Source organism: Shewanella sp. SG41-4, from assembly GCF_014164505.1.
In the GTDB taxonomy this organism is placed as follows: domain Bacteria; phylum Pseudomonadota; class Gammaproteobacteria; order Enterobacterales; family Shewanellaceae; genus Shewanella.
Map to the genome: position 1 here is coordinate 1 of NZ_JACJFI010000107.1, position 12,816 is coordinate 12,816.

A 12,816-nucleotide genomic window follows, 5' to 3' on the forward strand; every position below is an offset into this window, starting at 1 on the left:
TAAAAGTGTTTCTTCTTTGTATTTCTTTATGGTTAAATGTTAATAATCTTGATTAATAAGGCTTAAATAGTTAAGTCATTGATTTTTATTTAATTAATTCAAGTCAAATTAATTATCAATCCAGAGGTTAAATGTGATGTTGCTCACATATCGTCCTTATTGACTAAAAGTTTTTTATTCATTAATAATGATTTTCAATAATTGGCAATGACCAGTTATTCATAATTAAAAATATAACGACTTGTTTTATTTCATTCCAAGTTATAGGGAGTTTATTCATGAGTTCAGTCACATTAACTGCAAAGGCAATTCGCCGCAGTTTATTAGCGGTAGCAGCAACAAGTGTCGCGACAACAGGTTTATTTTCGTCAGTAGCATTTGCTGCCGATGAACAGAAAGTTGAAAGAATCGAAGTAACCGGTTCTCGTATTCAACGTCAAGACATGGAGACTGCTTCTCCAGTAACCATCATTTCAGCTGAAGCCATTCGCGCTGAAGGTTTCACTTCAGTAGACCAACTACTTCAAGCTCAAACGTCAATGGCGGGTGCTGCTTTAGGTTCTAGTTCGAATAACGGTTCAAGTGGTGTAGCGCAAGTTGACTTACGCGGTATGGGTTCACAGCGTACATTAGTGCTATTGAATGGTCGTCGTATGGTTAACTCGGGTTCAGGCGCAGACAGTTCTGTCGATTTGAACGCTATCCCTGTATCGATGATTGCTCGTGTTGAAATCTTAAAAGATGGCGCATCAGCTGTATACGGTTCAGACGCTATTGCTGGTGTTGTTAACATCATCACCAAGAAAGATTTCGAAGGTTTTCAACTCGATCTTAACGGTAGCACTACTAGCGAAAATGATGGTGAAACAGGCGAAATCAGTGGTTTATACGGTTTCAACACCGATGGTGGTAACTACACTATTGGTGCCGCGTATTCAAAGCGTGAAAGTGTTATTCAGTCAGATCGTAGCTGGACAGAGCCAGGATACAGTTCATTTTTACCTACCGGTTCATTAGGTGGGAAAGTGCGTAATGACGCTGGTGAATGGGTTGCTCGTTCTACAGGTTACGACTACACCACGAGCAGTTATTATCAAACTCCAAACGAGCGTTACAGCTTGTTTGCTAACATGATCCAAGAATTAGACAATAACTTAGTATTAACAGGCGACGTTCTTTATACCAAGCGTAAGTCTGATCAGCAGTTAGCTCCGCAACCAGCAGACGTGATGTTAAATGTATGTGGTGCTCCAGGTGTTACTGCTGGTGCAGCATGTATTACACTTGATCAATCTATGACAGATGGTCAAATTGCTGCTGATGATACTGGTCGCGTTAATTACCGTCGTCGTACTACCGATGCGGGTCCTCGTATTTATTCTCAAGACACTGATACTTTCCGTATCTCTGGTGCGCTAGCGGGTGAGCTTGATATCAATACAGGCATGAACTGGGATATCGCTTATACATATGGCAAGAACAAAGCAGATTCAAGCGTTGAAAACTCAATCAATGCAACTAATCTTAAGCAATCTGTTTATGCTAACCAAGATGCATGGTTCACTGGTGTTCCATTAACAGGTGAAATTGTTAATGACATTAGCTTTACTGATAATGCTGACGGCGGCAATGAGCAACATGTTGTTTCTGCAGGCTTAAATGGTGAGTTGTTTGATGTCAGTGCGGGTGCAGTTGCCTTTGCTATTGGTGCTGAATACCGTTATGAAAGCGGTTATTTTAATCCTGATCCAGTAACCGTTGCTGGCGACAGTACTGCTGCACAACAAGATCCTACAGATGGTAACTACAATGTATTGTCTGTATTCCAAGAAGTTAGTGTTCCTTTCACTGAAAAATTAACCGGTGAATTTGCACTGCGTTATGATGATTATTCAACATTTGGTAAAGCGTCTACTTGGAAAGTCGGTCTAACTTATGAAGCTAGTGATGATTTGATGCTTCGTACTGTTGCGGCAACGGGTTTCCGTGCACCAAGCATCAGCGAATTATTTGGTGGTGATACCGGTTCTTATGATTACTTGGACGATCCTTGGAAAAATGCACAAGATCCACAGATTCTAGTTCGTTACACGTCGGATGATGATCTAAAAGCTGAAGAGTCTGATTCTTACACAGCTGGTTTAGTTTACTCACCAAACTATGTTGAAGGTCTATCGTTAACACTTGATTACTGGCGCTTTAAAGTGACCAATGCAATCACTCGTTTAGATGTTCAAGCTGGTTTAGAGGAATGTTTTGCTAATGCTTCAGCAGCAGCTTGTGAAACCTTTAACATTGGCGCAAACGGTGACTTGTCTAATCTTACTAACTCGTTAACAAACGTAGGTAGCCAAGACACTAGCGGTTTAGACTTCAACTTAGCCTATAACTTCGAAGCCTTATCGTTAGATTGGAAAATCAGCAATGACACAACTTACTTGTTGAATTTCGAACAAGAAGACAATGACTACACTAACAAGATCGATGGTAATTTTGGTGCTTATGCAGAAGTTCGTAACAACTTCAGCATTCAAGCCGGTCAAGACAGCTGGAGTGTTAACTACTTCAACCGTTACATTGGCGAAATGGATGATCTAAATACAGGCGATAAAGTGGATGCAATTCTGTACCACAACTTAGCCGGTACTTACTATGTTACTGACATGGTTACCTTAAGCGCCGGTGTGAAAAACATTACTGATGAAGAACCTTCAGGCGTTTCAAATGGTAGTGACGGTGGTACGGTTCCAGAAGTGTATGACACTATTGGTCGCCAGTACTACGGTGGCGTAACTGTTAAGTTCTAAATAACAGTTTAGTTATTGAGCTATACATCAGACAATGTGATAGTTACATTGTCTGACATAAAAAGGCCTACATTATAGTAGGCCTTTTTATTGCGTTGATTTTTATGTAAATAATATAGAAATCTAGTGATTTAAGCGTAATTCATGTCGATGTTCTCGACGGAATTTTTGTTCACAACCGGTACAACGTTGTTCTGTTGGATCGGCGATTAAGCGGGGCGGTTCTATGTCCATTTCACAATCAGAGCAAAGACCATATAAACCCAGTTCAAGCTGACAATAAGCAGCATCTAGCTTCATGAACTTAGTAAAAATATCAGTATTGATTAGTTTGACTTGTGGTAGGTAATCAATCACTTTCACCAGAGGGGTTTCCATTGAAATATGAGCAACTTCAGTAGCTTTTAATGAATCCTTGATAACCAGCATTAACTCACGCCTCAAAATAAGTTCAAGTTGTTGAAGTTTTTGCTGTATGTCCTGAGTGTTGTGCAACTGAGATAACCTTAACTGACTATGCCAATGTAGGTAATCTATTTTAGGCACAAATAAAGCAGGCGTTATGACGAAGATCAATTCTCGATAAGATTTCTGTGATAAAAACATGAATAATAATTTATCATTTATTCATGTCAGCCAACGTTATGTGTCTGTCTTAGCGATAAGCTAGGATTGATTGTCGCGTATATATGGCTAATTAATCGCAGCTGATTGAACACAAATAAGATAATTTCGCTATTTTGTGATGACTTAGGATTAACACGGTTCATAACCTTGATGACACATTTCCATCAAGGTTGATTTAATCCGAAATAGTATAGTTGGTGCGTTGTTCCAAGCTTATATGAGCGATCTATGAGCATGCTGTAGAACCTTTACGATTTCTTCAGTTGTTTTGAATATTCGTAATTCTCTAAATAAAGTATCCGCTTCTGGATATTGACGGTTCAAGTAGCTAAACCACTGTTTAATCCGCGAAGGATAGTAATCTGACTTACGACCATTGAGTTCTTTATCGGTATAAGCCATAAGTAAGCTCAAGGTTTGTTGCCAACTGAATGGCGTCGCACCGGTTTTAATGGTATCGCCTAAGTTTGGTAAAGAAATGGCTCCACGGCCAATCATCACACTGTCACAGCCGGTGACATTCATGCATCGCTGAGCATCTGCGGCATTCCAAATTTCTCCATTAGCGATAACAGGAATTGGCAGGCGTTGTCTTACTTCAGTAATGTATTCCCAATATGCCGGTGGTTTATAACCATCGCTTTTACTACGAGCATGAATTGCAAGCTCTGTTGCGCCAGCTTCATATACCGCTAAGGCATTTTCCATAAATAATGACTTGTCTTCGTAGCCTAAACGGATTTTAGCAGTAACAGGATGTTCTAAAGGCACTGCATCGCGCATGGCTTTGACTATATTGTAAATATTCTCAGGATATTGGAGTAATACTGCGCCACCTTTGCTTTTATTGACCGTTTTAGCTGGACACCCAAAATTTGCATCAACACCATTTGAACCTAGTTCAATTGCTCTTATGGCATTTTGTGCCATCCATTCAGGTTCTTGTCCTAATAACTGAACACGTACAGGTGTTCCAGATGCGGTTAGCCCTTGATGAAGTAACTCAGGGCACAATTTAAAGAACACTTTGTCTGGTATGAGTTGATTGACTACCCTGACAAACTCAGTCACAACCAGGTCAAATGGGTTGATGGCAGACAAAATTTCACGCATATGGTCATCAACCACACCTTCCATTGGAGCTAAAATAACGCGCACAGTACACCTTGCTGAAGTCAAAAGTGCGTCATTTTAACGTGTTTATTATCTGATAACAGCACTAAATGGCATTACGATTATTGTTGTCGATTCTTTCGATAAATTATTATTAATAATCATACCAATAGCACTTATGTTGTATTTATGTTAAATCTATAAGGCGTCTGTTTTTAAGGTTACCTAGCAATGATTTGTGATAAATAAATTGATTTTTTTCACATTTTTAATATATTTTGCAATAAACTTTACATACTGCAGGTCTCTTTAACCAAGCCGGCAATGATGTTGGACACCACACACAATCAAGATATAGGAAGATAATTATTATGAATTCAATCAAACAAACTACTTTAGCGGTTGCATTAGGTTCTGTTGTAATGACTGCTGGCTTTTCTGCTCAAGTAGAAGCTAACCCATTTGGTTTTCAGCAATTAACTTCTGGCTATCAGGTTGATGGCGGAGAAGGCAAGTGTGGTGAAGGCAAGTGTGGCGGCGAAAAAATGAAGTCTGCTGAGAAAGCTGCTGAAGGTAAATGTGGTGAAGGTAAGTGCGGTGGCGACATGAAAAAATCTGCTGAGAAAGCCGTTGAAGGTAAATGTGGCGAAGGCAAGTGCGGCGGCGACATGAAAAAGTCTGCTGAGAAAGCAGCTGAAGGTAAATGTGGCGAAGGCAAGTGTGGCGGCGACATGAAAAAGTCAGCTGAGAAAGCCAAAGAAGGTAAGTGTGGTGAAGGTAAGTGTGGCGGTCAGAAATAATTAATGACTTCTATTTGATAATGCCTTGGCTTATCTGACACAATTAAGGCCTGAGTTTCAGGCCTTAATTTTATCTGCTGTTTATTGTTTAAGGAGGCATTATGTCTATTCGGCATCGCAACACACATAGTCAGGCTAGGGTCGGTTTAGGACTTCGTCGTGAAATGTTGACTGAATTTTGTCAGCAGGTGCCATCAGCCATCGATTTTTTAGAAGTTGCGCCAGAAAATTGGATGACATTAGGGGGTAAATTTGGTCGTCAGTTTAAACAATTAACGGAACAACACGCTTTTTTCTGCCACGGGCTTTCGTTATCCATTGGTAGTCCTGAAGCGCTAGATAGTCAATTTGTACATAATATAAAACGCTTTTTGGATGAGCATAATATTGAAGTGTATTCAGAGCATTTAAGTTATTGCTCTGGTACTGGCCATATGTATGATTTGATGCCAATACCCTTTACTGATGATGCAGTCATCCATACCGCTAAGCGGATAAAGCAAGTCGAAGACATACTGGATCGTCCGTTTATTTTAGAGAATGTGTCATTTTATGCAGCGCCAGGTGCACAAATGACCGAACAAGAATTTGTTAATGCCGTGCTGCAAGAGGCCGACTGCAAATTACTGCTTGATGTAAATAACATTTACGTTAATTCAATTAACCATCAATATGATGCAGCAGCTTACTTAGCGGCGATGCCTACTAAACGAATCGCTTATCTTCATATTGCAGGGCACTATGAAGAAGATGTCGACTTAATGGTCGATACTCACGGCGCAGATATTATCGATCCCGTATGGGCTTTATTGCAGCAGTGTTATCAATTGCACGGCGTGCATCCTACATTGCTTGAACGTGATTTTAATATTCCTAAAACAGAAATACTCCTTAATGAGATTAATCAAATTCATCAATATCAACAAAATGCTCTGGCACAGCAATCTGTATTGAGGAAGGCATAATGGGTTTCATTGAAGTACAGCAACAATTTATGGACTACATCCGTGATCCTAGTTTGCCATTACCTGAGGGGATTGAACCCAGACGGATGAAAATCTATCGCGAATTATTTTTTAATAATATTGCGGGTTTCGTGTCGAGTGCGTTTCCGGTGCTGAAAAGTTTATATCAGGAAGAACAATGGCAGGCCTTAATACAACAATTTTTCGTAACACACGATAGCAAGACACCTATATTTGTTGAAATAGCCGGTGAATTTTTAGTTTTTTTACAACACGAATATCAGATGACTGAACATGATCCTGTTTTCATGTTGCAGTTAGCACATTATGAATGGTTAGAATTGTGTGTGGCCGTCGCGCCAGACACTCCAGCAGTTCAATCGATCAATACCGCCGAGCTAAACCAACATAGGTTATGCCTAGCGGCTTGTGCCAAAGTGGCACAATATGCCTTTGACGTTCAACATATTAGTGTTAACTATCAACCTATAGAGCCGACTGCACAAGCGAACTTTTTTTGTGTATTTAGAGGTGCTGATGATGAAGTCGCGTTTTTACAACTGACACCATTAAGTGCGCAAGTGTTAGCTTACATTGAACAAATGACTCATTCTCAACAAGGTGTAACAGTCGATGCCATTATCAGTTGGTTAAGTGAGCATTACCCACAAATGCCAAATGACACCTTGTTGTCAGGCTGCTTACCTTTATTGCAACAACTGGCACAAAAGGGCATCGTTATTTCATCAATCGAGTCATAATAGGCATAATATATTTAAGGTTTTTATTTTGTGAAGATGCGTCTAAAATAAGCCACTTTTTGTGATCGACTTCACGTCTGTTGTCGCGATGCTAACTGAACAGTTGGCACAATATAACAGATGAAAGATGTAAGTTATCGCAGTCAAAACATAACCTTAATGTAGGAATAATCATGAGCCAGCCGTTTAAAGACCCGTTTAACATCTTTTATTTTATTGGTTTTATTTTGGTTTTATTAATTCCAACATTGCCCGCGAGTCTTTCATGGTTGAAAGCAACAGGATTAATTTAACGCTTACTTCAGGTTAACCTGTCATGATATTGTCTTATTAAACCACTCAGATAGAGTGGTTTTTTGTTTGTATGAGGGCGCATATGGCTGTGAAACGCGGATTTTTTCTCATTATTGGCTTGTGCAGTCTAGTGTTAGGTATTATTGGCATTGCATTGCCTTTGTTGCCCACGGTGCCGTTTATTTTATTGGCTGCGTTTTGTTTTGCTCGTTCTAGCGATCGTCTTCATTATTGGCTAATCAATCACCCTTGGTTTGCTGAAGGTATCTCTCAGTGGCAATCTAAACGTGCGTTGAGCAGATCGTTAAAACGAAAAGCCATGTTAATGAGCAGCCTGAGTTTTGCGATTAGTATTATGATTGTACCGATAATATGGGTGAAAATTATGTTGTTGTGCATGATGCTCGTTTTATTATTTTTCTTGTGGCGGATCCCAGAGTTAGAATAATAAATAGTCAGGTTAATGTAAGCCTGTTGCAACTGAGATTAAACGGGCATAAGATCACACTAGTATTTTTTACCAGAGTCCACCAATGACGTGGACTTTTTTATTGCGTAATCACTTTCAGACAGAGTTAACTACATTATGATGAACCAAGACAGTTTAGCGCTTATTAAGCAGAGCATTAAAACCATTCCTGATTATCCAATTCCTGGCATCATGTTCCGTGACGTCACCAGCTTGCTTGAAAATGCAGAAGCTTACAAAGCCACTATTGCAATTCTAGTGGCCCATTATCAATCAAAAGGTTTTACCAAAGTGGTTGGTACTGAAGCACGTGGTTTTTTATTTGGCGCGCCACTAGCGTTAGAGCTAGGCGTTGGTTTTGTGCCTGTACGTAAACCTGGGAAATTACCCCGTAAAACTATTAGCCAAACCTATGATTTAGAATACGGTAAAGACACCTTAGAAATCCATGTTGACGCGATTAATGCCAATGATAAGGTGCTCGTTATTGATGATTTATTAGCAACAGGTGGCACGATTGAAGCTACTGTAAAACTTATTCGTGAATTAGGCGGTCAAGTAAGCCATGCTGCATTTGTTATCTCGTTACCAGAAATCGGTGGAGAGAAGCGCTTGCAAGGTATGGGAATTGAAGTGTTAAGTTTATGCGAGTTTGACGGCGAGTAATTAAAGTAAAATAAACTGCTATTTTATTAAGCAGTTAACTGAATTTTACGCTATCAAATACTTGCTCAACAATAGCATGCCAGCCCTTGGCATGTTATTGTTAACCCCTTTAAAGGGATTGACTCCCGATAGCTCTCTGTGGGGAATTTCATGTCTTACCAAGTACTAGCCCGCAAATGGCGTCCAGCTAAATTTGAACAAATGGTCGGCCAATCCCATGTATTAATGGCATTAACCAATGCATTGAGCCAACAACGCTTACATCATGCTTACCTGTTTACCGGTACACGCGGAGTGGGTAAAACCAGTTTGGCGCGTTTGTTTGCCAAAGGTCTTAATTGTGAAACCGGCGTTACCGCTAAGCCATGTGGTGAATGTTCTAGTTGTATTGAAATTGCCCAAGGTCGCTTTGTTGATTTAATTGAAGTCGATGCCGCTTCGCGTACCAAAGTCGATGATACTCGCGAACTTCTCGACAATGTGCAGTACCGCCCATCCCGGGGTCGCTTTAAGGTTTACTTAATCGACGAAGTACACATGTTATCCCGCAGTAGTTTTAACGCATTACTAAAGACCTTAGAAGAGCCTCCGGAGCACGTTAAGTTTTTATTAGCGACTACCGACCCGCATAAACTGCCTGTTACTGTGTTATCTCGTTGCTTACAGTTCAATTTGAAAAGTTTATCGCAAGACGAAATTAGCAAGCAGCTTGAATATGTAATCACTCAAGAAAAGTTACCATTTGAGTCACAAGCTCTGAGTTTATTAGCCAAAGCGGCTAATGGCAGTATGCGTGATGCGCTCAGCTTAACTGATCAAGCCATAGCATTTGGCAGTGGCCAAGTGATGCTTACACAAGTGCAAACCATGTTGGGCAGTATTGATGAGCAACATGTGCTCGCGTTATTAAAAGCCTTGTGTGATGCCGACGTTGGGCCATTAATGCAAACAGTGGCTAAAGTATTGGCCTTTGGCGCAGATGCCGAAGAAGTACTGCGCAGCTTGTTAGAGCTATTACATCAGATCACCCTAACTCAATTTGCCCCAGCTGCTGCACAGCAATCGCTGTTTAGTGAACAAATTTTGGCATTTGCACAGCAATTAGCGCCTGAACAAGTACAGCTTTATTACCAAATGTTGCTTAACGGTCGTAAAGATTTACCCTTTGCTCCCGATCCTAAATCTGGCTTGGAAATGGCATTGCTGCGCGCGGTAGCTTTTACACCTGAAAAACAAGTAAAACGTTGGGTAACCACAACCCCCGCTAATATTGATTTAAGCGTTATTGATCACACCTCAACGTCAACGCAAGAGGTCATTGAAACAAGCCCAAAGCCTGATGTTGTACCTCAATCTAACAATGATTTAACCACAGCCGCATTACCTATTCAGGCTGAAGTGTTGCCGACTACCGAAGTTGAAGATGTTGATGTTATCGATGATATAGCTGTTGAGTCATCATTGGTGGCTGAGCAAGCTTTATTGTTGGACCAAGCGCAAAGCTTAGGGTTTGATTCATTACCGCCCAAAAGTTCCGATATGCAGGCTGACCAGCTTGTTAATGATGATGCCGATAATGATGTGGAAACTGACGTTGTTAATGCAACTTCATCTGATAATGTTGTTCAAAACGCAGATGCCGAAGCAACGGGTGAATTCAGTACTAAAAATGCGATAAGCGATATTACCGAGTCTGAAGAGATACCAGAGCAACCTTCATTAACGCCGAGTGGGACAGACACCAATGCAGTAGAAAATAGCCCATCGAGTGATAGTACAGATAACAGTTCACTTGATGCCTATTCTTTTATGGATTATGACGGCGAGGATGATTCTTCAATGGAATATCAGCCATCTGATCATGACGAATATTTAGCGTTTTCGGCTTCAAGTGAGGCAACTCAAGCTAACAATGTTAACGAAGCACCTGACTCGATGTCTGAACCGAAAACGGTTAATCCCCTTGGCGATGATAACAGCGACTTGATGAGTGATAATGTCACTCAAAAACAGACTAGCGCTGACGATAATTTAGACGACTTTTTAGATGAAGTATTAGCCAGCCGAGATTCTCTCATTGCAGATGTTGACGCCTTGCAGCAAAAAGAAGAGCTGGCAAAAAAAGAATCGACAAAAACAATCAGTTCTAGAGTGAGCAAAGCGGCTGCGACATCAACATCAACATCAACAACAACATCAGCTAATGAACCCCTTGATAAGTCAGAACAGGCTCAATTTAGCTCGCCTGCGGCCAGCGAAGTGTTATCTACAACGACTAGCGGAACAGAAAAGCCTGAAGTTGCAGATTATGACAGACCTCCATGGGTTGCACCCAAAGAGGGTGAAAACGTTAATGCGTTTGCAGATACTAATCAAGAGACTAAGCCAGCAGTTGAAACAACACTTCAACCATCGAATTCTGTCAGTCAGCAAGCCGGTCATCAACATCAAAAACCAGCCCGCGCGCAAATAGCTCGTTCACAGGCTGCCGAACCGCAGAACATTAATGCAGCGCCGGTGATGCAATCTAGCGTGCTCGCTAAATTTGAACCACACAGCATTCAAGGTGATGAGGTCGATTTACATTGGTATAAAGTGATGACCAACGTGTCCGTAGGCGGAAGGGTTAGACAATTAGGGGTGAACTCCGTTTGCTCAACATTGTCAAACCCAATAGTATTGGTGTTAAAACCAGACCAGAAACATTTGTCAGCGCATACGGCTATCGATCAATTACAACTGGCGTTATCTGAGTATCTGGAGCAACCAACAGAAGTTGAGATCCAGATTGGTGTGGTGCCAAAACGAGAAACACCGCTTGAATTACGTAAACGTTTTCATCGGGAGCTTATTGCGCAAGCGCAACAGTCTATTTTGCATGATGATAAAGTTCAGTGGATGATCCAACACTTATCGGCTCAATTAGACAGTGACACGATTGAATATCCATCTGAGCAACTAGGGCAAATAGCGCAAGATATTGCACTAATCAACGCTTCATAAGTACACAAATAGGGTGATTTTACAGAAAATGAATATATCTTCATCTCAAAAATGTATCTGTAATATTGCCAATCGATTTTATTTCAGTAAGATTGTCGCCATTATGACGACTTGCTAACAACCTTAATTAGAGAGAGACGACTATGTTTGGTGGAAAAGGCGGTATGGGCAATTTAATGAAACAAGCCCAAATGATGCAAGACAAAATGGCTAAAGTGCAGGAAGAAATTGCACGCACAGAAATGACTGGTGAAGCGGGTGCTGGCTTGGTTAAAGTAACCATGACAGGTAACCACAATGTGCGTAAAGTTGAAATTGATCCAAGTTTGATGGAAGACGATAAAGAGATGCTAGAAGATCTTATCGCCGCAGCGTGTAATGACGCGGCCCGTCGTATAGAAGAAAATCAAAAGACTAAAATGGCCGAAGTGACTGGTGGTATGCAATTACCTCCTGGAATGAAAATGCCATTTTAATCATGTCGTTAATTGATAAAAAAGCTCAAGCATAATGCTTGAGCTTTTTTATTTACAGCGCTAAACCGCTTTCATCGCAGCTTGTTGGTCAATAATTACATAGCCTTGTGCTTCGTACTCATTAATGCATTGCTGAAATTTATTTTCAAGTTTAACTTTATCAAAAAAACCTAAGGCATAAGAATCACATTTTACTTTCATTTTTTGGTCATTTATCAATAGTGTTTCTTTTTTCAATTCAGCGAAACCTAATGAGTATGCGATTTCAATAAATTTGAGGTTAATAAAGTAACCTAATAAAACTGCAACAATAACAATGATGATTTTTTTCACAATAATGTCCTTAATATTATTCTATAAATCCATGAGTAACTCATCTAGTTATAGCAATTTATATGCCAAATTAAAAACTAAATATAATCAATCAGTTATTTATTTTCTATTCTGTAACTTAGTTATTTTACTCATTAAGTTATGAGTTTGACCAACCTAAGCAATCTATTTAGATAACCAACCTTGTGTCGGTCCATGCAGCCATAGACTTTGCTATTACCCTAATGTAAAACATTTAAATATTAACTCAAAGTAAAAAATATTTGACATTGATTGACATCAAACTAACATGAGGTGAGTTAAATATTTTTTACTTTGAGTTCGCTGAGGTTAACATGGGTAATAAACAGAAAGTACATCAATGGTTGCAAGAAACCAGCTTCCGAGAGTTAACGTTATCGATAGATTTTTTGGTGACAGGATATATTTTCTATCTTTATTTGAGTCAGTTGTTTAACGCAACCCCAGAGCAACTAGCATCTATTGAATGGTTATCAAGCTT

11 protein-coding genes are annotated in these 12,816 nt (G+C 40.1%); 8 read left to right on the forward strand and 3 right to left on the reverse strand.

Annotated features, from left to right (window positions below):
- The first annotated feature begins 278 nt into the window (after positions 1-278).
- Entirely contained in the window at positions 279-2,807 is a 2,529-nt protein-coding gene (locus tag H5202_RS11490) for a TonB-dependent receptor plug domain-containing protein (protein ID WP_182772196.1), read from the forward strand.
- 123 nt (positions 2,808-2,930) lie between these two features.
- Here H5202_RS11490 and H5202_RS11495 read toward each other — a convergent pair whose 3' ends face one another.
- Positions 2,931-3,302 carry a TraR/DksA C4-type zinc finger protein gene (locus H5202_RS11495; protein ID WP_157822830.1) on the reverse strand — a complete coding sequence of 124 codons (372 nt, stop codon included), beginning with the start codon at positions 3,300-3,302 and terminating at the stop codon, positions 2,931-2,933.
- Positions 3,303-3,647: 345 nt separating this feature from the next.
- Positions 3,648-4,592: a tRNA dihydrouridine(16) synthase DusC gene (gene dusC / locus H5202_RS11500; RefSeq protein ID WP_182772197.1), complete on the reverse strand. Its 945-nt coding sequence runs from the start codon at positions 4,590-4,592 to the stop codon at positions 3,648-3,650.
- 326 nt (positions 4,593-4,918) lie between these two features.
- Between dusC and H5202_RS11505 the strand changes: the two genes are divergently transcribed.
- The 7 genes from H5202_RS11505 to H5202_RS11535 all read left to right on the forward strand — a co-directional run bounded on the left by H5202_RS11505 (position 4,919) and on the right by H5202_RS11535 (position 11,981).
- Positions 4,919-5,347 (forward strand): HvfA family oxazolone/thioamide-modified RiPP metallophore, encoded by a 429-nt coding sequence (locus H5202_RS11505; protein ID WP_182772198.1) that lies wholly within the window; start codon positions 4,919-4,921, stop codon positions 5,345-5,347.
- Positions 5,348-5,448: 101 nt separating this feature from the next.
- Positions 5,449-6,312 (forward strand): HvfB family MNIO-type RiPP peptide maturase, encoded by an 864-nt coding sequence (locus H5202_RS11510; RefSeq protein WP_182772199.1) that lies wholly within the window; start codon positions 5,449-5,451, stop codon positions 6,310-6,312.
- Positions 6,312-7,073, forward strand: a complete 762-nt coding sequence (locus H5202_RS11515) for an HvfC family RiPP maturation protein (protein WP_182772200.1) — start codon at positions 6,312-6,314, stop codon at positions 7,071-7,073. The genes H5202_RS11510 and H5202_RS11515 overlap by 1 nt, the downstream gene beginning before the upstream one ends.
- Positions 7,074-7,449: 376 nt before the next feature.
- Positions 7,450-7,815, forward strand: a complete 366-nt coding sequence (locus H5202_RS11520; protein ID WP_182772201.1) for a YbaN family protein — start codon at positions 7,450-7,452, stop codon at positions 7,813-7,815.
- A 135-nt stretch (positions 7,816-7,950) separates the two neighbouring features.
- Positions 7,951-8,502, forward strand: a complete 552-nt coding sequence (apt, locus tag H5202_RS11525) for an adenine phosphoribosyltransferase (protein WP_182772204.1) — start codon at positions 7,951-7,953, stop codon at positions 8,500-8,502.
- A gap of 150 nt (positions 8,503-8,652) precedes the next feature.
- Positions 8,653-11,505 (forward strand): DNA polymerase III subunit gamma/tau, encoded by a 2,853-nt coding sequence (gene dnaX / locus H5202_RS11530; protein ID WP_182772202.1) that lies wholly within the window; start codon positions 8,653-8,655, stop codon positions 11,503-11,505.
- Between the two features lie 143 nt (positions 11,506-11,648).
- Positions 11,649-11,981 carry a YbaB/EbfC family nucleoid-associated protein gene (locus H5202_RS11535; protein ID WP_011637860.1) on the forward strand — a complete coding sequence of 111 codons (333 nt, stop codon included), beginning with the start codon at positions 11,649-11,651 and terminating at the stop codon, positions 11,979-11,981.
- Between the two features lie 60 nt (positions 11,982-12,041).
- On the opposite strand, the gene H5202_RS11540 is transcribed toward H5202_RS11535, so the two are convergent.
- Entirely contained in the window at positions 12,042-12,314 is a 273-nt protein-coding gene (locus tag H5202_RS11540; protein ID WP_182772203.1) for a hypothetical protein, read from the reverse strand.
- Positions 12,315-12,816 lie beyond the last annotated feature (502 nt).

Coding starts and splice junctions, on each gene's coding strand:
- H5202_RS11490 (WP_182772196.1), top strand. CDS start 279: ATGAGTTCAGTCACATTAACTGCAAAGGCAATTCGCCGCAGTTTATTA.
- H5202_RS11505 (WP_182772198.1), top strand. CDS start 4,919: ATGAATTCAATCAAACAAACTACTTTAGCGGTTGCATTAGGTTCTGTT.
- H5202_RS11510 (WP_182772199.1), top strand. CDS start 5,449: ATGTCTATTCGGCATCGCAACACACATAGTCAGGCTAGGGTCGGTTTA.
- H5202_RS11515 (WP_182772200.1), top strand. CDS start 6,312: ATGGGTTTCATTGAAGTACAGCAACAATTTATGGACTACATCCGTGAT.
- H5202_RS11520 (WP_182772201.1), top strand. CDS start 7,450: ATGGCTGTGAAACGCGGATTTTTTCTCATTATTGGCTTGTGCAGTCTA.
- dnaX (WP_182772202.1), top strand. CDS start 8,653: ATGTCTTACCAAGTACTAGCCCGCAAATGGCGTCCAGCTAAATTTGAA.
- H5202_RS11535 (WP_011637860.1), top strand. CDS start 11,649: ATGTTTGGTGGAAAAGGCGGTATGGGCAATTTAATGAAACAAGCCCAA.